This window comes from Xylophilus sp. GOD-11R (assembly GCF_033546935.1).
Taxonomy (GTDB): Bacteria; Pseudomonadota; Gammaproteobacteria; order Burkholderiales; family Burkholderiaceae_C; genus Xylophilus.
In genome coordinates this window covers 2,999,989-3,024,872 of sequence record NZ_CP137854.1, presented here as the reverse complement: position 1 = coordinate 3,024,872, position 24,884 = coordinate 2,999,989, and the positions used below count along the sequence as shown (strand labels likewise).

Annotated in this window: 19 protein-coding genes; 14 read left to right on the top strand and 5 right to left on the bottom strand. The window is 67.4% G+C overall.

Going from position 1 to position 24,884, the window contains the following annotated elements:
* The first annotated feature begins 160 nt into the window (after positions 1-160).
* Complete coding sequence (locus tag R9X41_RS14110; RefSeq protein ID WP_318631079.1) at positions 161-850, top strand: hypothetical protein; 690 nt, start codon at positions 161-163, stop codon at positions 848-850.
* Positions 851-1,091: 241 nt separating this feature from the next.
* Here the strand turns inward: R9X41_RS14110 and R9X41_RS14105 are convergent, their stop codons facing one another.
* The 4 genes from R9X41_RS14105 to metG form a co-directional block, all read right to left on the bottom strand.
* Positions 1,092-1,928, bottom strand: a complete 837-nt coding sequence (locus R9X41_RS14105; protein ID WP_318631078.1) for a segregation and condensation protein A — start codon at positions 1,926-1,928, stop codon at positions 1,092-1,094.
* 50 nt (positions 1,929-1,978) lie between these two features.
* A complete protein-coding gene (locus R9X41_RS14100) occupies positions 1,979-2,185 on the bottom strand; it encodes a DUF3460 family protein (protein WP_318631077.1) in 207 nt (68 codons plus the stop codon).
* Between the two features lie 93 nt (positions 2,186-2,278).
* Positions 2,279-2,491, bottom strand: coding sequence for a hypothetical protein (locus R9X41_RS14095; protein WP_318631076.1), 213 nt, complete (start codon positions 2,489-2,491; stop codon positions 2,279-2,281).
* Positions 2,492-2,513: 22 nt separating this feature from the next.
* Positions 2,514-4,595, bottom strand: coding sequence for a methionine--tRNA ligase (gene metG / locus R9X41_RS14090; RefSeq protein WP_318631075.1), 2,082 nt, complete (start codon positions 4,593-4,595; stop codon positions 2,514-2,516).
* A gap of 279 nt (positions 4,596-4,874) precedes the next feature.
* Here metG and R9X41_RS14085 point away from each other — a divergent pair, with 279 nt between their 5' ends.
* The 9 genes from R9X41_RS14085 (at position 4,875) to fdhD (ending at position 15,688) form a co-directional block, all read left to right on the top strand.
* A complete protein-coding gene (locus R9X41_RS14085) occupies positions 4,875-5,915 on the top strand; it encodes a hypothetical protein (RefSeq protein ID WP_318631074.1) in 1,041 nt (346 codons plus the stop codon).
* A gap of 236 nt (positions 5,916-6,151) precedes the next feature.
* On the top strand, positions 6,152-7,426 hold the full coding sequence (locus tag R9X41_RS14080; protein ID WP_318631073.1) for a hypothetical protein: 1,275 nt from the start codon (positions 6,152-6,154) through the stop codon (positions 7,424-7,426).
* A 298-nt stretch (positions 7,427-7,724) separates the two neighbouring features.
* Positions 7,725-8,828, top strand: a complete 1,104-nt coding sequence (gene apbC / locus R9X41_RS14075) for an iron-sulfur cluster carrier protein ApbC (RefSeq protein WP_318631072.1) — start codon at positions 7,725-7,727, stop codon at positions 8,826-8,828.
* A gap of 65 nt (positions 8,829-8,893) precedes the next feature.
* Positions 8,894-9,841 (top strand): LysR substrate-binding domain-containing protein, encoded by a 948-nt coding sequence (locus R9X41_RS14070; protein WP_318635238.1) that lies wholly within the window; start codon positions 8,894-8,896, stop codon positions 9,839-9,841.
* A gap of 172 nt (positions 9,842-10,013) precedes the next feature.
* Entirely contained in the window at positions 10,014-11,648 is a 1,635-nt protein-coding gene (locus R9X41_RS14065; RefSeq protein ID WP_318631071.1) for an OFA family MFS transporter, read from the top strand.
* A gap of 133 nt (positions 11,649-11,781) precedes the next feature.
* Positions 11,782-14,088, top strand: a complete 2,307-nt coding sequence (locus tag R9X41_RS14060; RefSeq protein ID WP_318631070.1) for an FdhF/YdeP family oxidoreductase — start codon at positions 11,782-11,784, stop codon at positions 14,086-14,088.
* A complete protein-coding gene (locus R9X41_RS14055; RefSeq protein ID WP_318631069.1) occupies positions 14,085-14,402 on the top strand; it encodes a hypothetical protein in 318 nt (105 codons plus the stop codon). Before R9X41_RS14060 ends, R9X41_RS14055 begins: the two co-directional genes overlap by 4 nt.
* Before the next feature lie 146 nt (positions 14,403-14,548).
* Positions 14,549-14,749 carry a hypothetical protein gene (locus R9X41_RS14050; RefSeq protein WP_318631068.1) on the top strand — a complete coding sequence of 67 codons (201 nt, stop codon included), beginning with the start codon at positions 14,549-14,551 and terminating at the stop codon, positions 14,747-14,749.
* A 60-nt stretch (positions 14,750-14,809) separates the two neighbouring features.
* On the top strand, positions 14,810-15,688 hold the full coding sequence (fdhD, locus tag R9X41_RS14045; RefSeq protein ID WP_318631067.1) for a formate dehydrogenase accessory sulfurtransferase FdhD: 879 nt from the start codon (positions 14,810-14,812) through the stop codon (positions 15,686-15,688).
* A gap of 877 nt (positions 15,689-16,565) precedes the next feature.
* Here fdhD and R9X41_RS14040 read toward each other — a convergent pair.
* Entirely contained in the window at positions 16,566-17,483 is a 918-nt protein-coding gene (locus tag R9X41_RS14040; protein ID WP_318631066.1) for a LysR family transcriptional regulator, read from the bottom strand.
* Positions 17,484-17,707: 224 nt separating this feature from the next.
* Between R9X41_RS14040 and R9X41_RS14035 the strand changes: the two genes are divergently transcribed.
* From R9X41_RS14035 to R9X41_RS14020, 4 genes are all read left to right on the top strand, one after another.
* Complete coding sequence (locus tag R9X41_RS14035; protein ID WP_318631065.1) at positions 17,708-18,577, top strand: alpha/beta hydrolase; 870 nt, start codon at positions 17,708-17,710, stop codon at positions 18,575-18,577.
* Between the two features lie 201 nt (positions 18,578-18,778).
* Positions 18,779-19,981, top strand: coding sequence for an efflux RND transporter periplasmic adaptor subunit (locus R9X41_RS14030; RefSeq protein WP_318631064.1), 1,203 nt, complete (start codon positions 18,779-18,781; stop codon positions 19,979-19,981).
* 50 nt (positions 19,982-20,031) lie between these two features.
* Complete coding sequence (locus R9X41_RS14025) at positions 20,032-23,280, top strand: efflux RND transporter permease subunit (protein ID WP_318631063.1); 3,249 nt, start codon at positions 20,032-20,034, stop codon at positions 23,278-23,280.
* Between the two features lie 22 nt (positions 23,281-23,302).
* Positions 23,303-24,730: an efflux transporter outer membrane subunit gene (locus tag R9X41_RS14020; RefSeq protein WP_318631062.1), complete on the top strand. Its 1,428-nt coding sequence runs from the start codon at positions 23,303-23,305 to the stop codon at positions 24,728-24,730.
* Positions 24,731-24,884: the final 154 nt, after the last annotated feature.

The following is a 24,884-nucleotide window of genomic DNA, read 5'->3' as shown; positions in this document are numbered from 1 at the left end:
CGTGAGGGCGCCGCACTTTATCACCGCCCGCTTCGTGCAAGCCGCGCCGTTTTCGGCGCTCGCATGGCGAGGCGGGACGACGGGTCCGACAGTGGCTGCGACCGGCGCACCTCTTGTTTGCCAATCACCCCTCGACCCATTCATCGTGGAACATTCACTCTTGTCCTTTCTGCCCCCACCCCTTTCCGCCAACGCTACCGGCAGGCACCAACCGGTACGCGGCGCTGCCGAGCGAGCGACTCAGGCGATCGCCCCGGCGGACGCCCGGGACGCCGACTTCCCTGCCTCGTCTGCCGGCAGCTTTCTGGCTGACCTGCCTCGCCGTGCGCCGACGATACAGCTGCGTCCCTGCGAAGCGTTTCTCAATCTGTTCAGCTACGAGCCGCCGGACATGATCGAACTGACGCTCCGATTCCACGAACTCATCTCCGCTTGCGCCGAGCTGCCGCGTGCCGTGCCCTCCAATCGCCATTTGAGCCATTTGCTGGAGCAACTGCATGCCGACGTGGAGGAGATGCAGCGCCGTGTGTTTTCTCCGGCGGATCGCGGGGACGGCTTCATCAAGATCGACAGGCTCCACACCAGGGCACAGAGCCTGCAGGCCAGGATCCTTCGATGGGAAGAGGGGCGTCAGGCCAGGCACGACGAATGGCGTCGGCGCATCGATTCGGGCCAGAATCTGCAACGCGCGCCGGCACTCAAGCCCGACTACGTGACCGATCCCAGGTCGCCCTCCGGCACCGAATCGCTCGAGCCGGCCGAGCGCCCATCGACCATGCGGCATCGGCGTCGCGATCTTGAGCCGCGGCCGCATCCCCCGGTGCGTGAGATTCGGGCAGAAGTGGGGTAACGGCACCGCAACCGTTCGTGCTGACCGAAGACGCCGCTACAGATCTGCGCCGCGCCGTGAGCAAGGCCTGCAAGTTGGTTCCCCTCATACGGCTGGCCTGCGGCGATACGCTCTGGAAGTTCCAGACGTGGTGGACGAGGCACTCGGCCGACTGACAGCCGCCCAGCAGGAGACACTGCGCCCGCTCCTGCGGGATTGCCTGGCCGAAGAAGGACTGTCGTGACCGTTTGCCGATCGCGCGTCAGCTGGAATACGCCAGCCGCACGTAGATCGGCGCGAAGGCCTCGGCCTGGGTGATCTCGATGAGGGTTTCCTTGGCCAGTTCCAGCAGCGCGATGAAGGTCACGACCAGCACGGTCGAGCCTTTCTCGGGCTGGAACAGCTCCTCGAACGGCACGAAACGCCGGCCCTGCAGCGTGCGCAGCACGAAGCTCATGTATTCGCGCACGCTCAGTTCTTCGCGGGTGATGGTGTGGTGCTGGACCAGCCTGGCGCGCGCCAGAATGTCGCGCCAGGCCGATTGCAGGTCGGCCACGTTCACATCCGGAAAACGCGGTTGCAGGCTTTGCTCGATGGTGACCTGCGCCCGCAGGAAATCACGGCCGAACTGCGGCACTGCGTTGAGCTTGGCGGCGGCGAGCTTCATCTGCTCGTATTCCAGCAGCCGGCGCACCAGCTCGGCGCGCGGGTCTTCAGGCTCGGCGCCGGGCTCGGCCTTCTTGGGTGGCAACAGCATGCGCGACTTGATCTCGATCAGCATCGCCGCCATCAGCAGGTATTCGGCGGCCAGTTCGAGGTTGCGCGAGCGGATCTCGTCCACATACGACAGGTATTGGCGCGTGAGCGCCGCCATCGGAATGTCGAGGATGTTGAAGTTCTGCTTGCGGATCAGGTAGAGCAGCAAGTCCAGCGGGCCTTCGAAGGCTTCGAGGAAGACTTCGAGCGCGTCCGGCGGGATGTAGAGATCCTGCGGCATCGCGAACAGCGGCTCGCCATAGAGCCGTGCCAGCGCGACCTGGTCGACGACGTCCGGCGAATGGTCGTTGCCGGTGGCCTCGACCGTGGCGGAGTCGTTCATGCGGGAGAGGGTCAGTCAGCGGCGACCGGCAGACCGGTGCGCGCGGGCTTTCAGCTGGCGTCGGTCTGGTAGACGTAGGGCTTCTGCTTGATCTCGCCCGCGTCGTAGTCGGACCAGGCGTCGCGGTCGACCTTCTTGTCCCACAGCAGGGCACGACCGGCGCGTTGCTCGGCGTCGAGCGTGGGGCGCTGCTTCTTCAGGTCGTTGATGAAGTCGGTGGCTTCGGAGGTGTAGTGCTTGCGTTGGAAGAATGGCATGGGGCAGACCTGGAAAGCCGATGGGCTGAAGGGCGAAAGCGCGATTTTACCGGCTGCCGGCGCGCACTTGCGTCATAAAAAGGCGCGGGCGTTCTAGTCGGGGCCACCCGGCACGACAGCCGAGACCGCCCGGCCGGCGAGACGGGCCGTGCCCACGGTGGCGTCGACCGCCAATCCGGCCACGCTGGCAGCAGCGCTCACCGTGGTGGCGGCCACGCTGATCGTGGCGTCGGCCACCGCCACCACGGCACAGCCGCACAGGCCGCTCGCCAGCATGGTGCCGGCCATCAGGGTTGCGAACTTCATCGAACACCTCGCGGGAGGAGAGTCAACCGATACGCATGCCGGGCGTGGCACCGGGCCACGGCTCCAGCAGATGGATGCCCGGATGGGCCTTGCCGTCGGCGTGGCTGGCCGCAAGAACCATGCCCTCGCTGACGCCGAACTTCATCTTGCGCGGCGCCAGGTTGGCGACCATCACCGTGAGCTTGCCGACCAGCTGCTCGGGCCGGTAGACCGAAGCGATGCCGCTGAACACGTTGCGCTGGCGGCCTTCGCCCACGTCGAGCGTGAGGCGCAGCAGCTTGGTCGAGCCTTCTACTGGTTCGCAGGCGTCGATGCGGGCGATGCGCAGGTCGATCTTGGCGAAGTCGTCGATGCCGATGACGGGCGCCACCGCCTCGCCGCCGGGCAGCGCGTCGGCTGCGGGTTCCGCGGCGGCGGCAGGCGGTGCGGCAGGCGCGGAGGGCTCGAACAGTTGCTCCAGCAGCTTCGGATCGACACGCTGCATCAGGTGCTGGTAGGTGCCGATGACGTGACCCGCGCCCAGCAGGCGCGACGCGTCGTCGAAGCGCAGCGGCTCGACCTGCAGGAAGCTCTCGACCTGCACCGCCAGCGCCGGCAGCACCGGCTTGAGGTAGATCGCCAGCAGCCGGAAGGCTTCGATGCAGGTGGAGCAGACGTCCTGCAGTCGCGACTCCATGCCGGCCTGCTTGGCCAGTTCCCAGGGCTTGTTGGCGTCGACGAACTCGTTGACCTTGTCGGCCAGCGCCATGGTTTCGCGCAGTGCCCGGGCGGTGTCGCGGCCTTCGTAGAGCGCGGCGATGTCCTCGGCGCGGGCCTGGAGCTGCTCCAGCAGTCCGGCGTCGGCGCCGGCCGGCGCGCTCAGGCGGCCTTCGAAGCGCTTGGTGAGGAAGCCGGCGGCGCGGCTAGCGATGTTGATGAACTTGCCGACCAGGTCGCTGTTGACCCGGGCGACGAAGTCGTCGGGGTTGAAATCGATGTCTTCGTTGCGGCCGCTCAGCTTGGCCGCGAGGTAGTAGCGCAGGTGTTCCGGCGACAGGCCGAGCGACAGGTACTTGAGCGGGTCGATGCCGGTGCCCCGGCTCTTGCTCATCTTCTCGTTGTTGACCGTGAGGTGGCCGTGCACGTAGATGGCGTCGGGCGCCTTGCGGCCGCTGAAGTGCAGCATGGCCGGCCAGAACAGGGTGTGGAAGGTGATGATGTCCTTGCCGATGAAATGCACCTGCTCGAGCCCCGGCTGGGCCATGTAGCCGGCGTAGTCCAGGCCCTGCTTGTCGAGATAGTTCTTCAGCGAGGCGAGGTAGCCGACCGGCGCGTCGAGCCAGACGTAGAAGTATTTGCCCGGCGCGTCGGGGATCTCGATGCCGAAGTAGGGTGCGTCGCGGCTGATGTCCCAGTCGCCGAGGCCGCCCTTGCCTTCGTCGTCCTGGTAGAGCCATTCGCGGATCTTGTTCTGCACCTCCGGCTGCACATGGCCGGGCGCGACGGTCCATTCCTGGAGGAAGGCCTCGCAGCGCGGGTCGGACAGCTTGAAGAAGAAGTGGTCGGAGCTGCGCAGCACCGGCTTGGCGCCGGAGAGCGCGGAGTAGGGCTCGATCAGCTCGGTGGGCGCGTAGACCGCGCCGCAGACCTCGCAGTTGTCGCCGTACTGGTCCTTGGCGTGGCAGTTGGGGCATTCGCCCTTGATGAAGCGGTCGGCCAGGAACATGCCCTTCTCGGGGTCGTAGAACTGCTCGACGCTGCGGGTCTCGATGAGGCCGGCGGTGCGCAGGTCGCGGTAGATGTCCTGCGCCAGCACGTGGTTCTCGGGGCCGTCGGTGGAATGCCAGTTGTCGAAGGCGATGTGGAAACCGTCGAGGTAGGGCTTGCGGCCGGCGGCGATCTCGGCGACGAAGGCCTGCGGCGTCACGCCCGCCTTGTCGGCCGCGATGGTGATGGCCGCGCCATGGGCGTCGTCGGCGCAGACGAAAGCCACTTGCGAGCCGCGCATGCGCTGGAAGCGCACCCAGATGTCGGCCTGGATGTATTCCATGATGTGGCCGATATGGAATTTGCCGTTGGCGTAGGGCAGGGCGGTGGTGACGAAGAGCTGGCGGGGAGAGGTCATCGGGGAAATGCCGAACGGGGCCGGAAAGGGGCCTGGCAACAGCCGGGCGAGCCCGCGATTTTAAGTGCGGCGAGGCTTCGGCGTGCCACTGCTATCGAGCCCTGAGCCGGGTTTCGGGGTGGTCCCGGTATTTCTGGCATGCAGGATGGAAGTGCGATGCAACGGCGAGTCCGCTGGCGTCGGCACGATTCGGCGTGGGGCTTCGATATTCGGAAGTCGGCGCGCCAGGCAGGCATCGCCAGGTGAACCTGAGGACTGTCCCACTACGGAGTGCCAACCTTGTCTGCCCTGTCCGCCGCACAGCATTTGTTTTTGAACTCGTCCGGCCCCGCTCCGGCGGGCGCCGCATCTCCATCCTCGCCAGGTTTGCCCATCGATCAGAAGCCGGAAGACGTGCTGCCGTCGATTCCGGCCGACGACAGCCCGCTCGGTGGCCTGCTGATGCCGGAGGCGGGTGTCGATTCCGCCTCGGATTTCGGCGGCTGCAGCCGCCCGACGCCGCTGGAGGAGAGGATCAGGCGCTCGCCGTTCTGGCTGGCGATCTCCGACCAGCCATTCGCACTGGCCTGCACCCTGTGCTACGCCTACAACGGGCCGGGTTGCGAGTTCTCCCCTGATTACGAGCGCTTGAGTGCCGAGCTGCTGGCCCAGGGAGGCGACCGCCTCGAGGTATTGCGCTGTCTGAAGGACATGATGCTCGAGGCCTTGCTCGGGCAACTGGAGTCGTCTCATTCGCCTTTGATGCTGCCGCCGGACGTCAGAAGCAATTTCGAGCGGCATCGGGCTGCTCTGGCGGCTCGCGAGATGCCGTATCTCGAATTCCGGCGGAAGATGCAGACAGAGGTCTCCGGCCTCGCACTGCAGCTGGTGCGGACCGCGCCTCGCAACCATTACGCAGACAACCGCCGTGAGCTCGCGAGGTGGGGCATGGGCAGCATCCAGGCGCGCATGCCGCCGCAGCTTTTCGACGCCGACGCCTGGAAAATCGACGTGCAAGGCGCCCGCCTTGCGCGTGCCTGCGGTACGAAATGCCGAGCCTTGAGCGGGGGGCCGCCGCAGGAGTTTGGAGAAGGCGTGGCGCAATTCGTTCGGTCGGAACTGGCAAAGTTGCAGCCGTCCTCGGCATATCGGAGCGCAGCCAACGTCGACGTCGCCACCGAGACACTCGAGCTGCGCAAGCGTGCGTTCGTCATCCAGCATGTGGCACTCGCGGTCATCGATGCGACCGGAGCGACGCCGGAACATGTCGAGGCGGCGCGGCGTTCCGTAGCACTTGCCATGGACGAATGGCCGAAGGAATCGGAATCCGGCAACCGCTGAGCCGCGCCCTTCGCGGGCGATGGGGGAGTTCGCCGGCGTTGCGGTCGACCGCCACAGTGAAGCCGGCTTTCGGCAGAGCTTCGGCCTGGCCCTTGGATGTTCGTGAGCGCGCGCGCCAGACCAACGGCCTGTCACCACACTGCGGTTTTTTCAAATACTAGAACTAAGCCATGTTTCCTAAGCATATGCCACCGGTAGGGTTGGCGAAACCATTTGGCCCGCAGCCGAGTCCTCAAGTGCCGCCCCCACCGGGTAAGCCGGTCCCCAAAAAGCATGTCCACTTCGCAAATCTGCCCAATGCGAGTGCGAATGCCGCGGCGACAACGGATTTCCATGGCAATGGCGAGAACCCGTTGCGGCAGCGCATCGTCGCGTCGCCATTCTGGGCGGCGGTCTCTGCCGAGCCTTTCGCGATGGCTTCGACCTTGCGTTATGCCTACGGCGGGCCGCGCTCCGAATTCTCCGGCGACTACAACCGCCTGTGCTCGGATTTGGTGACCGCGGGATTCGAGCGATCGGAAGCTTCGCGCTGCGTGAAGGCATTGCTGGTCGAGAAACTGACGTTCTTTCTGGAGGCGTCGAACTCCCCGTGTCAGTTGCCGCCACTCTTTTGGAACAAACTTGACAATTACCAGGCAGCGCTCGACGGCGGTCGCATGTCGTATGCGGATTTTCGGCGTCGCATGTGCCACGGCGCGGACGAGTTGGTCAACCGCTTGCAACCTCCGATTTCGTCGCCCCGGCACGTCGAGATCAAGCGTTCCTTGGCGCAATGGGGCCTGGGCAGCCTCGCGGCAGGTGCGCCATCGGAATTGGTCGGCGACCGCGTGATGTTCGACAGCCTGGCCGTCGAAGTGGCATCGGCCATGGACCGGTACTGCAAGACGTTTTATGGCAGATCGCCGAAAACAATCGCCAATGCGATGGCACATGTCATGGAACTATTGCTGCAAAAGTACCAGACGGGCTACGACGTGGACCACCAGCTGCCGTCGATTCGCGGATCGGTTTGGATCTGCGACCACGTGCTGGCCGCCGTCCTGGAAGCGAATGGCCTGGCGCGGGAACAGGTCGAGGCGGTGCGCCGCCTGTATTTGGCAAGAGTCGCTGGTTTGCTGGATGGCTGGCGCGCGCGCGCCGAGCACGCCGGTGATTTCAGGCCCGCGCCTCCAGAGGCACTCGCGAAATACTGGCGCGACATGCTGCTGCCAATGCGCCAGGAGCCCGACGGCGGGGTCAGCCTGGCGAACAGGTCCGATGCGTGGGTTCCACCGGAATTGCCGGGTCTTCTGAAGCAGGCGCTGGCAGGGAAGAAGTTGTCGCCTCAAGAGAAGGTCGAGCACGCCAAGAAGCTGGGTGCTGAATGGCGGCTGGCCTTCGAGCGCTATTTGTCCGTTTTTGCCATCGAGGGCGAAGCCCGGAACGTGGCGCTGAACCGGGGGGCGGCTGCGATCGATAAAGTGATCGACCGGGAGGTGGCGCAGCTGCAAGGCCGCCAACATGCCGCCTGAGCGGGTGATGACCGATCTTCGTGCGCAGGGCTTGCTCGCTCGTTACGGGCACGCGCTATCGCGCACGATGCGGGTGGAGCCGGAGCGCGACCATCGCCCCTGATGGGCAGGTGACTCGCTCGATGGCTCGCTGCGAGACGGGCGTGCCATTGATTTGAAGCCGTGTGGTTGAAGTTCCCGGTCGCTGCCGAGGACGTGGCGCCCGCCGGGTCGCGCGACCCTACGCCGAGACCGGTAGAGGCCCCGGCGTAGACTTCGCGGCCTTCGCGCCGCTTGGCGCATTTCTTCTTTCTCCAGCATGAGCACCACGCCCACCGACGCCCAGATCCGATCCGCCATCGCCTCCGTCATCGATCCGAACACCGGCGCGCCCCTGGCGCCGGCGCGCGCGCTCGGGGGAGTGACGGTGGCTGTCGACGGTGCGGTGCGGTTGGCCGTCGAGCTGGGCTACCCGGCCGCGAGCCAGCATGCGGAGCTGGCGGGACTGCTTGAGCGGGCCGTGCGCACGGTGCCCGGCGTGACCGGCGTCGATGTGGCGTTCGAGATGAAGGTGATCGCGCATTCGGTGCAGCGCGGCCTGCAGCCGATGCCCGAGGTGCGCAACATCGTGGCGGTGGCGTCCGGCAAGGGCGGCGTCGGCAAGAGCACGACCGCTGCCAATCTGGCCCTGGCCCTGGCCGCGGAGGGGGCGCGCGTCGGCCTGCTCGACGCCGACATCTACGGCCCCAGCGTGCCGACCATGCTGGGCGTTGCCGGCCAGAAGCCCGCCAGCACCGATGGCAAGAGCATGGACCCGATCGCCGCGCACGGGCTGCAGCTGATTTCCATCGGGTTCCTGATCGAGCCGGACCAGGCCATGATCTGGCGCGGCCCCATGGCCACGCAGGCACTGGAGCAGCTGCTGCGCCAGACCAACTGGAAGGACCTGGACTACCTCGTCGTCGACATGCCGCCCGGCACCGGCGACATCGCGCTGACCCTGTCGCAGCGCGTGCCGCTGGCCGGCGCCGTCATCGTCACCACGCCGCAGGACATCGCGCTGATCGATGCGCGCAAAGGCGTGAAGATGTTCGAAAAGGTGGGCGTGCCCTTGCTCGGCGTGGTGGAGAACATGGCGGTGCACGTATGCAGCCAATGCGGCCATGCCGAACACATCTTCGGCGAGGGCGGCGGCCAGCGCATCGCGGCCGACTACGCCATGGACTACCTGGGCGCGCTGCCGCTGTCGATCGCGATCCGCCAGCAGGCCGACGGCGGTACGCCCACCGTGGCGGCCGAGCCGGACGGTGCCAACGCGGCCATCTACAAGGCCATCGCGCGCAAAGTGGCGGTGAGCATCGCCGGCAAGGGCAAGGACTATTCGACCCGGTTCCCGACCATCGCGGTCAGCTCCGACACCTGAGGACTCGGCTGGACCTGGGTTCATCCATATCCCGGCCGGCGACAGGGGTGGCTATGCTGCGCCGGATGAACCTGCTGGCCTCCCTGCGCTACCTGGTGGCGCTCGACGAACACCGCCATTTCGGCCGCGCGGCCGAAGCCTGCCACATCACCCAGCCGGCGCTGTCGAACGCCTTGCGCGCGCTCGAGCAGGAGTTCGGCGTGGTCATCGTGCGGCGCGGCCGGGCCTACGGCGGGCTGACGCACGAAGGGCAACGGGTGCTGGCATCGGCCCAGCGCATGGTGCGCGAACACGAGGTGTTGCAGCAGGAGCTGCTCAGCAGCGCCGGCATGGTGCGGGGCAGTCTGCGCATCGCCGCGGTGCCGACCGCCACGCCGGTGCTGGCGCGCTTTGCTGCGCTGCTCCAGCGCGGGCAGCCGGGCATCGTGCCGACGGTGCTGTCGATGAGTTCGAAGGATCTGGAGCGTGGGCTCGATTCGCTGTCGCTCGACCTGGCGCTGGGCTACATCGACCGTTCGGAGCAGTGCGGCACCGGGCTGCAGACCTGGCCGCAATACATCGAGCATTACTACCTGGTGCGTTGCCGCGGACGCGACGCGGGCGGGTCGTACATCGGCGAACCGGTTTCCTGGCAGGAGGCCGCTGCGCTGCCGCTGTGTCTGCTGACGACCGACATGCACAACCGCACCCTGATCGACCAGGCCTTCACGGCCGCCGGCGTCGGGCCGGTACAGCCGGCCATCGAGACCAACTCGGTATTGACCCTGGTCCATGCGGTGCTGGCCGGCGACGTCTGCGCCGTGATGCCGGGCGCCATGGCGGCGACCATCCGGGTGCACGGCGAGCTGGAAGCCTTGCCGTTGACCGGCCCGGAGGTGCTGACCGGCATCGGCTTCATGGCGCCCGCGGGCGGGCGGCCTTCGCGCGCGCTCGAGGCCGCGCTGGCCCTGCTCGACACCGGCGCCTGGCGGGCGCAACTGGCCGAGCACAGCGGCGCCCCGCCCAGCGACTAGCGGCGCCGGTCCGAGCGGCGCATGGACGGTCTGCGCCGCTTCGATCACTTTTGCGAATGGGATCATGTCCAGATGCAATTTGACACATCCGGGCGCCCCATCGACACTCCGCGCCCCTGACGAGGCCCGAGTGCCTCGCGGCCCATACCAACATCTGAGGGAGACATCACCCATGCCCGGATTCCTGGACAAGGAACGCACCATCGCCGGCCCCGGCTTCAATCGCTGGCTGGTTCCGCCGGCCGCCCTGGCCATTCATCTCTGCATCGGCATGGCCTATGGCTTTGCGGTGTTCTGGCTTCCCTTGTCGAAAATGCTCGCCACCACCGGCACCGGAGCGGTGGCCTGCGACCGCGACATGAGTTTCTTCGCCGAGCTCTTCGCCAGTGGCTGCGACTGGCGCATCGCCACGCTGGGCTGGATGTACACCCTGTTCTTCGTCTTCCTGGGCTGCTCGGCGGCGCTGTGGGGCGGCTGGCTGGAACGCGCCGGACCGCGCAAGGCCGGCGTGGTGGCGGCGGTGTGCTGGTGCGGCGGCATGCTGCTGTCGGCGCTCGGCATTCACCTGCACCAGTTCTGGCTGATGATCCTCGGCTCCGGCGTCATCGGCGGCATCGGCCTGGGCCTGGGCTATATCTCGCCGGTGTCCACGCTCATCAAGTGGTTCCCCGACCGGCGCGGCATGGCGACCGGCATGGCCATCATGGGTTTCGGTGGCGGCGCGATGATCGGCTCGCCGCTGGCGGTGGACCTGATGAAGCATTTTTCCACCCCCACCGATGTCGGCGTGATGCAGACCTTCGTGGCCATGGCGCTGATCTACTTCGTCTTCATGATGGCCGGCGCCCTGGGTTACCGCGTGCCGCCGAGCGGCTGGAAGCCGGCCGGCTGGACGCCGCCTGCCGACCAGGCCTCGCGCGCCATGATCACCCAGCGCCATGTGCATGTGCGCAAGGTCTGGGGCATTCCGCAGTTCTGGCTGGTGTGGGTGGTGCTGTGCATGAACGTCAGCGCCGGCATCGGCGTGATCGGCATGTCTTCGCCGATGCTGCAGGAAGTCTTCGGCGGCAGCCTGATCGGCGCGGCGCGCAAGTACGGCGAACTCGACAAGGCCGAGCTCGCGGCCATCGCGGTGGTGGCGGGCGGTTTCACCGCGCTGCTGTCGCTGTTCAACATCGGCGGGCGTTTCTTCTGGGCGACCATCTCCGACAAGCTCGGCCGCAAGCTCACCTACGCCATCTTCTTCGTGCTCGGCGGCCTGCTCTACGCCAGCATTCCGGGCTCGGCCTCGGCCGGCAACCAGCTGCTGTTCGTGGGCGCTTTCTGCATCATCCTGTCGATGTACGGCGGCGGCTTCGCTACGGTGCCGGCCTACCTGGCCGACCTGTTCGGCACCCAGTTCGTCGGCGCCATCCATGGCCGCCTGCTCACCGCCTGGGCCACCGCCGGCATCCTGGGGCCCGTCGTTGTCAACTACATGCGCGAATACCAGCTCGGCCTGGGCATCCCGCGCGAACAGGTCTACAACCAGACCATGTACATCCTGGTCGGCATGCTGGCGATCGGCCTGGTCGCCAACCTGCTGATTCGGCCGGTGGCCGAGCGGCATTTCATGAGCGACGAGGAACTGGCCGTCGAGAAGCAACTGGCGCATGAGAAAGCCGTGGCCTCGCAGGTCGGCGCCGGCAGCGGCGGCGGTGGCACTACCAGCCCCGCCCTGGTGGGCATCGCCTGGCTGGCAGTGGGCATTCCGCTGGCCTGGGGCATCTATCGCACGCTGCTGAGCGCGGCGAAGTTCTTCCATTGAAAGCGAACTCCAGCATGACTCTCGTCATTGACTTTCCCGGAGCACCGCCGGGCCGGCTTTGCCGGACGGCCGGTGTCGGCCCCGGAAGGGGATGGGAGGCCGCGCGCAGCGGGCGGGCCTGGAGGGGAGCCGTATGAGCAAAATCGAGATCTATAAAGGCCCGGCGGGCGGCTGGGGCGCGCTGAAGTCCGTCGGGCTGGCGCTGCAGCGCCAGGACATCGCGGTGAAAGGCGCCAAGACGCTGCTGTCGGCCAACCAGCCCGACGGTTTCGACTGCCCGGGCTGCGCCTGGCCCGACCGCAACCACGCTTCCACCTTCGAGTTCTGCGAGAACGGTGCCAAGGCCGTCGCGGCCGAAGCCACCGCGCGCCGCGCCACGCCCGAGCTGTTCGCACGCCACACGCTGAGCGAGCTCGCCACGCACAGCGATTTCTGGCTCGAAGACCAGGGCCGGCTCACCCACCCGATGGTCTACGACGCGGCCACTGACCACTACCGGCCGATCGAATGGGACGCCGCCTTCGCGCTCATCGCCCGGCACCTGAACGAGCTGCCCGACCCGAACCAGGCGGTTTTCTATACCTCCGGCCGGGCCAGCAACGAAGCGGCGTTTCTGTACCAGCTGTTCGTGCGGGAGTACGGCACCAACAATTTCCCCGACTGCTCCAACATGTGCCACGAGCCGAGCGGCAGCGGCATGCGGCCGCAGATCGGCGTGGGCAAGGGGACGGTGTCGCTGGAGGATTTCGAGCACGCCGACGCCATCTTCATCTTTGGCCAGAACCCAGGCACCAACCACCCGCGCATGCTCGGCGAGCTGCGCGAGGCCCACAAGCGCGGCGCGAAGATCGTCAGCTTCAACCCCTTGCGCGAGCGCGGCCTGGAGCGTTTCCAGGACCCGCAGAGCAAGATGGAAATGGCCACGCTGGGCTCCACGCCCATCAGCACCCATTACTTCCAGCTGCAGGTCGGCGGGGACCTGGCGGCGGTCAAGGGAATGATGAAGCACCTCGTCGAGCGCGAAGACGCCGGCGAGGCCGTGCTCGACCACGCTTTCATCGCCCGGCACACCGCCGGTGTCGACGCCCTGCTGGCCGACCTGCGCGCCGAGAGCTGGGACGCGCTGGTGGCCGAATCCGGCCTGTCGCTCGAGCAGATCCGCCAGGCCGCCGACATCTACCGCCACGCCGAAAGCGCCATCGTCTGCTGGGGCATGGGCATCACCCAGCACCAGCATTCGGTGGCGACCATCCAGCTCATCGTCGACCTGCTGCTGCTGCGCGGCAACATCGGCCGCCCGGGCGCCGGCCCGTGCCCGGTGCGCGGCCACAGCAACGTGCAGGGCGACCGCACCATGGGCATCTGGGAAAAGCCGCCCGCCGCGTTGCTCGACCGGCTCCAGGCCGTGTTCGGCTTCGCACCGCCACGCAAGCATGGCTGGGACGTGGTCGAAGCCATCGCGGCCATGCGCGACGGCAAGGGAAAAGTCTTCTTCGCCCTGGGTGGCAACTTCGCCGCCGCCACGCCCGACACCTTCGAGACCTGGAAGGCGCTGCGCCGCTGCGACCTGACGGTGCACGTCACCACCAAGCTCAACCGCAGCCACCTGGTGCACGGGCGCGAGGCGCTGATCCTGCCCTGCCTCGGCCGCACCGAAATCGACATGCAGGCCGCCGGGCCGCAGGGCGTGACGGTGGAAGACTCGATGGGCATGGTGCACATCTCCAAAGGCATCAACCCGCCGGCGTCGGAACACCTGTTGTCCGAGCCCGCCATCGTCGCGCGGTTGGCACACGCCACGCTGGGCGCACGCAGCCGGGTCGACTGGTTCGGCGTGATCGACGACTACGGCCGCATCCGCGAGCTCATCGAACAGGTCTTCGTCGACTTCCACGATTTCAACGCCCGCGTCGCGGTGCCCGGCGGGTTTCGCCTGCGCAATACCGCCAGCGAGCGGGTCTGGACCACCGACACCGGCCGCGCCAACTTCTACGCCCACCCGCTGCCCACCGACACCCCGCTGCGCCGCGCCCGCGCGAAGGGCTTGGACACGGTCGTCTTCAACCTCGGCACCACGCGGTCGCACGACCAGTACAACACCACCATCTACGGCATGGACGATCGCTATCGGGGCGTGTTCGGGCAGCGACGGGTGGTGTTCATTCACGCCGACGACATTCGTGCGCTGGGATTCGTCGATGGCGACATGGTCGACATCCAGACCGTCTGGGACGACGGCCAGGAGCGCCGCGCCGACGGCTTCCGGCTGGTGGCCTACGACATCCCGCGCGGATGCCTGGCGGCCTACTACCCGGAGACGAATCCGCTGGTGCCCTTGTCCTCGGTCGCGGAGAACGCGGGCACGCCCACGTCCAAGTCGATTCCGGTGATGCTGGTGCGCAGTACGGCCGCCACGCCGGTCGAAGGCGTGCCCGCTTGAGCGCGGCCGCGCCGCCGCTGCCGCCGGCCGAGTCGCTCGCCGCTGCCTTGCTGCTGGCGCTGGCCGACGAAGCCGCGGTGTCCGATCGGCCGGTTTCCTTGCCGCGGCTGGGCAAGCGGCTGCAGGCCGGTGCGAGCGTGCTGCTGCGGGAGCTCGCCCTCATGGGCAGTTCGCGTATCGGCCCCCGGGCCGGCCCTGGATGGGTGGTGGTGGAGCAGGACGGCGAGCGCTGGCTGGTCCGGCTCACACCGGCTGGCACCGAGGTCGCCGCGCGCATCGGTGCCGGGACGGACGGTGCTTCCAGCGCGCGATAACGCCATCTGAAATCGATAAGGAAGCGCGGTCTATATCTATTCGCGTGATGGGGCGCCGGTTCGCCTGCGACGGCGGATTTCGGGTTGGATTCTCCAAGATCGCTGCTGAAACGTTCGGTTTTCAGCAGCTAGAGGAGAGAAGAAACATGACCGCAACACCGGTGTCGGCCCACACCTCCACCGCCGAGCGCTGCCGACGTGCGCGTGCGGCACGCCGGGCCGGGGACGGCATCGACCACATGGCGGACTGGCGCTGCTGGGAAGATCAGGATGAGGAAGGCGGCGACCCCTATTCCGGCGAACTCGGCGCTTTCGTCCGCGTCCACTGCCAGGGCGACGAAGAGTGAAATCGATCGTCCGATGACCCCGCGGGGGTCATCGGACGATCGACGCGGGAGAATCGGGCGATGTCCGAAATCCATCTGCCGGCATCGTCCCAAGAAGAATCCCCGCGGCCACCGCCCCTCCAACGGGTGGCGGTCCGGCGCGAAAGCCGTTCGGCGGGAGGGGTGGCAGCCCGCGACAACGAGGACTGGATCGCAGCCGAGGTGCCCGTGGCACTGGTGTTCAACGGCATTTCGCATGCGGTGATGATGGCCACGCCCCAGGACCTGGAGGATTTCGCGCTCGGTTTTGCGTTGAGCGAGGGCATTCTCGACAGCGCTTCCGATTGCCGGGGCATCGAGCAGCGGACGGTGACGTTGCCGGGGGGCTCGGCCGTTTCGATGGACGATCCCGAGGCGCCGGCCATCGAGGTGCGGCTTGACATCTCCAGTCGTGCGTTTGCTCGGCTGAAGGACCGGCGGCGGTCGCTGGCCGGGAGGACGGGGTGCGGTGTGTGCGGCATCGACAGCCTCGCCGGGCTGGATCTGTCGCCTGCGGTCGGTCTCGACGTTGGGTTGTCGGTCGATGTGGAGGTGGTGCTCGCTGCCTTCGACGGGCTTTCTGCAGGGCAGCCGCTCAACGCCAGGGCGGGGTCTCTGCATGCTGCCGGGTGGGCATTGGCGGATGGGTCGCTGACGCGGGTGATGGAGGATGTCGGGCGACACAACGCCCTGGACAAGTTGCTGGGGTGGCTGGCCCGTGACGGGGCCGACTTTCGCGGCGGTTTCGTGGTGATGTCCAGCCGGGGGAGTTATGAACTGGTGCGCAAATGCTCCCGCCTGGGGGTGGGCGCGATGGCGAGTATTTCGGCGCCTACCGGGCTGGCGGTTCGTATTGCTCGCGAGAGCGGGATGGGGCTTTGGGGGCTTTGTCGGCGGGACACGGCGGTTCGGTATGTTTGAGATTTCTTGTTTCTCGCCTGGTGGGGGTTTGTTTAATTTGCTTCGGCAATTTTGATTTTCGTGGGCTTTGATTTTTGCTTGGCTTTTGGTGCGGGCGTTAGAGAGGGGCTTGGTCTTTTTACTTAAGCCGTCGGCTTGATGGATTTTCTTCTCTCTGCCGAGGGTGGAGCTGGGGGCTTGCGCGCCCCCAGACCCGCGGTAACTTTCTTTTGTTGGGACAAAAGAAAGTCACCAAAGAAAAACCCTTGAAGACGAGCTCGAAGCTCGGTCGGGCCATAGCTTCGCTCGGCCTGGGGAATGTGCCTTCGAACGCTCTAGCGGCAACAGTTTGGACAAGGGTCGATCCAGTGCCATGGCCCCTGCTTCGCAGGGTCGAGGCTGAGAGGGTAAGAACAGTTAACCGCACTGACGGATTGCGCAGGCGCCATGCGAAGTGCCCTGGCGGAATGCTGAGCCTGGCACTCGAACATCGACTCGAAGCAGCGCATGAACGGGCGGGCCATCACGACGTGACCCGGACCACGGTGCGCAGCGCGCGTGGCGATCAAATCAGCGCGGCCCCCTCGACGTGCTCAGTGCGGTCGCCTGTCCTTACCCTCTCAGCCCCGACCCTGCGAAGCAGGGGCCAAGGCACTGGATCGACCCTTGTCCAAACTGTTGCCGTTAGAGCGTTCGAAGGCACATTCCCCAGGCCGAGCGAAGCAATGGCCCGACCGAGCTTCAAGCTCGTCTTCGAGGGCTTTTCTTTGGTGACTTTCTTTTGTCCCAACAAAAGAAAGTTACCGCGGGTCTGGGGGCGCGCAAGCCCCCAGCTCCACTCTACGAACAGTAGAAGAAAAATAAATCAATAAATCAATAAATCAATAAATCGAAAAAATCACCGCCCCTGCAAAGCAGGAAACCTGCCAAAAACCTCAGCCGCCCAATCCACAAACGCCCGAACCTTCGCACTCAAGTGCCGATTCGGCGGATAAACCACATGCACCGGATACGGCGCAGTCGTCCACCCCTGCAGCACCTCCACCAGGTCTCCGCACGCCAGGTGCGCCGCAGCATCGAAAGTCGCCATCTGCGAAACCCCCAGGCCGGCCAGCACGGCGGACGTGTGCGCATTCGCCTCGTTGGTCGACAGCTGGTATTGCATGGCCAGCTCGACCCGTTCTTCACCCCGCACGAAATCCATCGGATAAGGCCGCCCGGTGCGACTGGAGAAGTAATGCACCACCCGGTGCTGGCCGCCTTCGAGATCCGACGGATGCTGCGGCACGCCGTGCCGGCGCAAATACGCGGGTGACGCCACATTCACGAACGCGATGCTCCCGATGCGCCGCGCCACCAAAAATTGCTCGGTGAGCTCGCCGCCCCGCACCACGCAGTCGACGTTCTCGCCGATCAGGTCGACCGAGCGGTCGCCCACGCCGAGGTCGAGCTGGATGTCCGGAAACCGGTCGTGGAACTCGCCCAAGGAAGGAATGATGACCAGCCGCGCGATGGAAGACCCGATGTCCACCCGCAGCCGGCCGCGCGGCGTGGCCTGGGCGTTGGTCATGCTGGCCTCGATGTCGTCGAGGTCGCTCAGCAGCCGGCTGGCACGCTCGTAGTAGGCCGCACCGTCGGCCGTGACGGTGACCCGCCGGGTGGTGCGGTTGAGCAGCCGCACCTGCAGCCGCGATTCCAGCGCCTGGACCTGCTTGGTGATGGAGGCCTTGGGCAGCGACAGCGAATCGGCCGCCTTGGTGAAATTGCCGGTCTCCACCACCCGGGTGAAGGCGCGCATTGCCTGTATCTGGTCCACGGTGGTTCCCTCGTCCGACGCCCTGATGTTTTGTTGTCTGTCTCCCGGGTGTCTGCCTCGCCTTCGGCGAGACGCCCGGGATGGGAGAATTGTTACACCGACCGAGCTGCTCCATTGTTCGTCTCACGGAAACAGAGCATGCGTTCGCAGCCGGTTTATCGCATGAAGCGCACCCTCTACAGTTCGCTTCACGTTGCGTTTTATCGCTTACGGGAAACTTCACCATGTCGCCAGCCACCATTGCCAAGTCGAAAGCCGCCGAGTGCCCCGTCACCGGTCTGGACGAGACGCTCGACCTTCCGGGCCGGGAGCCCGTGGGCGTGCGCTGGTACGGCAAGGGCCAGCGCACGGTGGGTGGCGGCACGCCGCTGGTGCTGCATTTCCACGGCGGCGCCTTCACCTCGGGCTGCCTGGACAGCGGCAGCCAGGTGCCGCGCATCCTGGCGGCCACCGGCGCGGTGGTGGCGTCGATCGCCTACCCGCTGGCGCCGTCGCATCCGTTTCCCGCCGGAATCGAAACCGGCTATGCGGCGCTCGACTGGCTGCACCGGCACCGGATGAAGGTAGGCGGCCGGGGCGCGCGCATCTACCTGGCGGGCGAGGAAGCCGGCGGCAATATTGCCGCGGCCGTGGCGGCCATGGCGCGTGACCGGGCGCATCCGCCGCTGGCCGGGCAGATCCTGCTGTCGCCCATGCTCGACCCCTGCACCGGCACCGCGTCGCTGCGCGAGGCGACCTGCGAATCGACCGGCGCGTGCAAGTGGTCCGAAGGCTGGATGGCCTACCTGCGTGGTCCACGCGATGCGGAGCATCCCTACGCGGTGCCGGGCGCCTCGTGCCGCATGAGCGGCATCGCGCCCACGCTGGTGATGGCGGGCGTGGCCGATCCGATGCACGACGAAGCCCGCGTGTATGCCGAAAAGCTCGGCGCTGCCGGCGTGCCGGTGACCTGGCGGCCAATTCCACAGGCCCAGGGCTGGCCCGACGCGCTGGCCTCGCAGGATCAGGACCCTTGTCCCTGCGCGCCTGCGGTCCGCGAATACGTGAGCTCCTTTTTCGCCGCGACCGCGAAAGCGCCCGAACCACCGCACTAGGCGCCGCGTCCCGCACCGGGACGCTCGCCCCTGCCGATGAACCCGTCCTCCGGCGCCCTGTGATCGGCACCGGCCGGATGGCTGTCGCCCGACGACTGTCGCCGGGCTGGTGATTTTCATTTTTTCTTCGACCGCCCAGCACGCGGCCGACGTTTTTCGTTCGCCCTTTTTTCGTCTCCTTTTCTTTTTCGAGGACACACCATGACCGACGCATCCACCACCCCCACCAGCCGCCGCCGCATCGGCGTGGCCCTGTCCGTGGCCACCGTGGCGGTGGCCGTGGGCGCCGCCGCGTTGATCGGCCTGCCGGGCGCCGCTTCCAGCGCCGATGCCGGCGCCGCCGCGCCACCGCCCGCAACGCCGGTCTCTGTCGCGACCGTGGCCGAACGCGAGATCAGCGCCTTCGACGAATACTCCGGCCGGCTCGAAGCCGTGCAGCGGGTCGACGTGCGTTCCCGCGTGGCGGGCGCCGTGCAGTCGATCCATTTCCGTGAAGGCGCGCTGGTGAAGTCCGGCGATCTGCTGGTGACGATCGACCCGGCGCCGTACGCCGCCGAGGTCGACCGCGCATCGGCCGAAGTCGCCGCCGCCCAGGCTCGGCTGGTATTTGCCCGCAGCGAGCTGGCGCGTTCGCAGCGGCTGTGGGACGACAAGGCGATCGCCGAGCGCGAACTCGACGAGCGCCGCAACGCCGGCGCCGAAGCCGACGCCCGGCTGCGCGCGGCCACTGCCGCCCTGCAGACGGCACGCCTGAATCTCGGCTACACGCAGGTTCGCGCGCCGGTCGCCGGCCGCATCGGCCGGGTCGAGATCACCGTCGGCAACCTGGTGGCCGCAGGCCCCGGCTCGCCGGTACTGACCACGCTGGTGTCGGTGAGCCCGATCTACGCGAGCTTCGACGCCGACGAACAGGCGCTCGACCGCACCGGCGCCCGCGCCGCGCAGGGCGCGATCGCGGTGCGCATGGGCACCGCCGGCCAGGCCGATACGCCCTACACCGGCCGCCTGCAACTGGTCGACAACCAGGTCGACGCCCGCAGCGGCACGGTGCGGGTGCGCGCGGTGTTCGACAACGCCGACGGCTCGCTGACGCCCGGCCAGTTCGCCCGCATCCGCATGGGCCATTCGCGCACCTCGAACGCGCTGCTGGTGAGCGAACGCGCCGTGGGCACCGACCAGAGCAAGAAGTACGTGATGGTGATCGGCCCCGACAACAAGGCCGAGTACCGCGAAGTGCGCCTGGGCGGTCCGATCGACGGGCTGCGCATCGTCGATTCCGGGCTGAAGGCGGGCGAGCGCATCGTCGTCAACGGCCTGCAGCGGGTGCGCCCGGGCTCGCTCGTGGCGCCGCAGGAAGTGCCGATGCAGCAGGCCCGCGCCGACGCGGCCGCGCGTCCGTCCTGAAACCCGCCCGTCGCATCGAGCGCCATGAAACCTAGAACAAGAGCTCAGCCATGAACATCTCCAAATTCTTCATCGACCGGCCGATCTTCGCCGGCGTGCTGTCGCTGCTGATATTTCTCGGCGGCCTGATCGCGGTGCGCGGCCTGCCGATCTCCGAGTACCCGGACGTGATCCCGCCATCGGTGGTGATCCGCGCCAACTACCCCGGCGCCAACCCCAAGGTCATCGCCGAAACCGTGGCCACGCCACTGGAGGAGGCGATCAACGGGGTCGAGGGCATGCTCTACATGAGCAGCCAGGCGACCACCGACGGCCTGATGACGCTCACCGTCACCTTCAAGCTCGGCACCGATCCGGACAAAGCCCAGCAGCTGGTGCAAAACCGCGTCTCGCGGGCCGAGCCCCGGCTGCCGGAGGAGGTGCGGCGCCTGGGCATCGTCACCATCAAGAGCTCGCCCGACCTGACGCTGGTGGTGCACCTGCTGTCGCCGACCGGCCGCTACGACATGACCTATCTGCGCAACTACGCGGTGATCAACGTCAAGGACCGCCTGGCGCGGGTCGACGGCGTGGGCGACGTGCAGCTGTTCGGCTCGGGCGACTACTCGATGCGTGTCTGGCTCGATCCGCAGAAGGTGGCGCAGCGCGGCCTGTCGGCCTCCGAGGTGGTGACCGCGATCCGCGGCCAGAACGTGCAGGCGGCCGCCGGCGTGGTGGGCGCATCGCCCGGCGTGCAGGGCATCGACGTGCAGATGTCGGTCAATGCCCAGGGCCGGCTGCAGAACGAGGAATCGTTCGGCGACATCATCGTGAAGACTGGCGCCGACGGCGCGGTCACCCGCCTGCGCGACATCGGCCGGGTGGAGCTGGGTGCTTCCGACTACGCACTGCGTTCGCTGCTCGACAACAAGGACGCGGTGGCGATTCCCGTCTCGGCCGCGCCGGGCTCCAACGCCATCGCCATCAGCGACGGCGTGCGCGCCGCCATGGCCGACATCAAGAAGAACATGCCCGAGGGCGTGGACTACGAGATCGTCTACGACACCACGCAGTTCGTGCGGGCATCGATCGAATCGGTGGTGCACACGCTGCTCGAAGCCATCGCCCTGGTGGTGCTGGTGGTGATCGTGTTCCTGCAGACCTGGCGCGCTTCCATCATTCCGCTGCTGGCGGTGCCGGTGTCGGTCATCGGCACCTTCGCGGTGATGCACATCTTCGGCTTCTCGATCAACGCGTTGAGCCTGTTCGGCCTGGTGCTGGCGATCGGCATCGTGGTGGACGACGCGATCGTGGTGGTGGAGAACGTGGAGCGCAACATCGAAGCCGGCTTCGCCCCGCGCGAGGCGGCCTACCGGGCGATGCGCGAGGTGTCCGGGCCGATCATCGCGATCGCCCTGGTGCTGGTGGCGGTGTTCGTGCCGCTGGCCTTCATCAGCGGCCTGACCGGCCAGTTCTATCGCCAGTTCGCGCTGACGATCGCGATCTCGACGGTGATCTCGGCGATCAACTCGCTGACCCTGTCGCCGGCGCTCGCCGCGCTGCTGCTGCGCAAGCACGACGCGCCCAAGGACGCGCTGACCCGGGGCATGGACCGCGTGCTGGGCGGCTTTTTCACCCGCTTCAACAAGCTGTTCAACCGTGGCTCGCAAGCCTATGGCGGCGGCGTGCGCCATGCCATCGGCCGCAAGACGGTGATGATGATCGGCTACGTCGCCATCGCGGTGGCCACGGTCTTCGTTTTCCGCGCCGTGCCGCCGGGCTTCGTGCCGGCGCAGGACAAGCAGTACCTGATCGGCTTCGCGCAACTGCCCGACGGCGCCACCCTGGACCGCACCGAGGAAGTGATCCGCCGAATGGGCGACATCACCCTCAAGCAGCCGGGCGTGACGCACGCGATCCAGTTCCCGGGCCTGTCGATCAACGGCTTCACCAACAGCTCCAACTCGGGCATCGTGTTCGTGGCGCTCGACCCGTTCGAGGACCGCAAGGGCAAGGGCATGAGCGCGGGCGAGATCGCCGGCTCGCTCAACGCGCAGTTCGCGCAGATCCAGGATGCGTTCATCCTGATGTTCCCGCCGCCTCCGGTGCAGGGCCTGGGCACCACCGGGGGCTTCAAGCTGATGCTCGAGGACCGGGGCTCGGTCGGCTACGAAGGCATGGACGCGGCGCTGAAGGCCTTCATGGCCAAGGCGCAGAAGGCGCCGGAACTCACCGGCCTGTTCTCGAGCTACCAGGTCAACGTGCCGCAGCTGTTCGCCGACATCGACCGCACCAAGGCGCGGCAGCTCGGCGTGCCGCTGACCGACGTCTTCGAGACGATGCAGATCTATCTGGGCAGCCTCTACGCCAACGACTTCAACCGCTTCGGCCGAACCTATTCGGTGCGGGTGCAGGCCGACGCCGCCTACCGGGCGCGCGCCGAGGACATCGGCATGCTCAAGGTGAAGTCGGTCACCGGCGAGATGGTGCCGCTGTCGGCCCTGATGAACGTGTCGCCCACCTTCGGGCCGGAACGCGCCATGCGCTACAACGGTTTCCTGGCGGCCGACGTCAACGGCGGCGCCGCGCCCGGCTACTCCACCGGCCAGGCGCAGGAAGCGGTCAAGCGCATCGCCGCCGAGACGCTGCCGCCCGGCGTGGACTACGAATGGACCGACCTGACCTACCAGGAGATCCTGGCCGGCAACTCGGGCCTGCTGGTGTTCCCAATCGCCATCCTGCTGGTGTTCCTGGTGCTGGCCGCCCAGTACGAAAGCCTGACGCTGCCGATGGCCATCATCCTGATCGTGCCGACCGGCCTGTTCGCGGCCATGACCGGGGTGTGGCTGAACCACGGCGACAACAACGTGTTCACCCAGATCGGGCTGATCGTGCTGGTGGGGCTGAGTGCGAAGAACGCGATCCTGATCGTGGAGTTCGCCCGGGAGTTGGAATTTGCCGGGCGCAGTCCGGTCGAGGCCGCGATCGAGGCCGCCCGCCTGCGGCTGCGCCCGATCCTGATGACCTCGCTGGCCTTCGTGATGGGTGTGCTGCCCCTGGTGCTGGCCACCGGTGCCGGCGCCGAAATGCGCAAGGCGATGGGCGTGGCGGTGTTCGCCGGGATGATCGGGGTGACCGCGTTCGGCCTGTTCCTCACGCCGGTGTTCTACGTGCTGCTGCGCCGCCTGGCCGGCAACCGTCCGCTCAAGCAGCACGGCCCGCACGAGTCGCCGGTGGGGCATCCGGAAGCCGACAACCACGGCGGTGGTGGCGGCGACGCCCGCCTGCTGCCGGCCGCACCGCGTGGTCACCACGAATAAGACAAGAACGAGGAGTCCGATCATGAATTCGCTGCAGAACAAGCACAGGACATCGCTGGCCTGGCTGCCCCTGGTGGCCGCCCTGGTGTTGGCCGGTTGCGCCAGCCCGCCGCCGGTCGACACCCAGGCCCTGGCCGACGCGCCCGCCGCCTTCAAGGAACAGGCACCGATGCCTGCCGGCTGGACCCAGGCGTTGCCGGCCGAGGCCCAGGCGCGCGGCCAGTGGTGGCTGGCCTTCCAGGATCCCGCGATGAACGCGCTGGTGGAGCGGGCCGGCGAACGCAACACCGATATCCAGCAAGCCATCGCACGGCTGGCCCAGGCCCGGGCGCTGCTGCGCAACGCCGAAGCCAACCGACGGCCGGAGGTAGGGCTGAACGCCGGCGCGGTGCGCCAGGCCGGCGCCAACACCATCAACGGCAGCAACCCCGCGACCATCCTCACGGCCGGCGTGGGCGCCTCGTGGGAGGTCGACCTGTCCGGACGGCTTGCCCGGGCGCGCGATGCCGCGTCGCTCGACGCCGTTTCCCGGGAGGCCCTGCTGCAGAGCACCCGGCTGGCGGTGCAGGCCGACACCGCGTCGACCTACCTCTCGCTGCGGGCGCTCGACGCCGAACGTGCCCTGGTGCGCGAAACCGCCGATGCCTACCGCGACACCCTGGACCTGACCACCCGTCGCTGGCGCGGTGGCGACGTGGCCGAGCTGGACGTGGTGCGGATCCGCACCGAGATGGCGGCGACCACGTCGGAAGCCTTGTCGCTGGATCGCCGTCGCGCCGAGCTGGAACACGCGCTGGCCGTGTTGCTGGGCGACGCGGTGGCCGACTTCGGCCTGCCCGACGGCGCCTGGGACACCGCGCTGCCCGTGGTGCCGGCCGGCGTGCCGTCGACCGTGCTGGCGCGACGCCCGGACGTGGCCGCCGCGCAGGCTTCGCTGCTGGCTGCGCAGGCGCGGGTGGGTGCCGCGCAGGCCGCGTGGTTCCCCAATCTCACGCTGACCGGCTCGGGCGGCTATGCCTCGCGCGATCTCAGCGACCTGTTCCAGTGGTCGGCGCGGGCCTGGAGCCTGAGCACGCTCCTGTCGCTGCCCATCTTCGACGGCGGACGGCGCGACGCCGGCATCGCGCAGGCGAGGGCGCAGTTCGACGAGTCCACCGCCGGCTATCGCGGCCAGGTGCTGGGCGCCTTCCGCGAAGTGGAAGACCAGCTGTCGGGCCTGCGCCTGCTGGCCGAACAGGCCGAGGTCCAGGACGGCGCGGTGACGTCGGCCAGCCGCGCGACCGCGCTGTCGGATACGCGCTGGCGCAACGGGCTGGTCAGTCAACTCGACCTGCTGGATGCCCGCCGGACCGAGCTGCGCAACCGGCGGATCGCGCTGCAGGTGCGGTCGGCGCGGTACCAGGCAACGGTCGGGTTGATCCGGGCGCTGGGCGGGAGCTGGTCGGCCTGAACGGACTGCGCCCACGGTGGGCAGGGGAGTGGGGATGACGGTATATTCTTCTTGGAATATTCATTCATTTATCTATTCAACTATCCATTCATGAGCGCGGCCGCACAAGCTCTCGCAGACCGGATCAGCAGTTGTTGCGGCGTGGTCCGGCGAA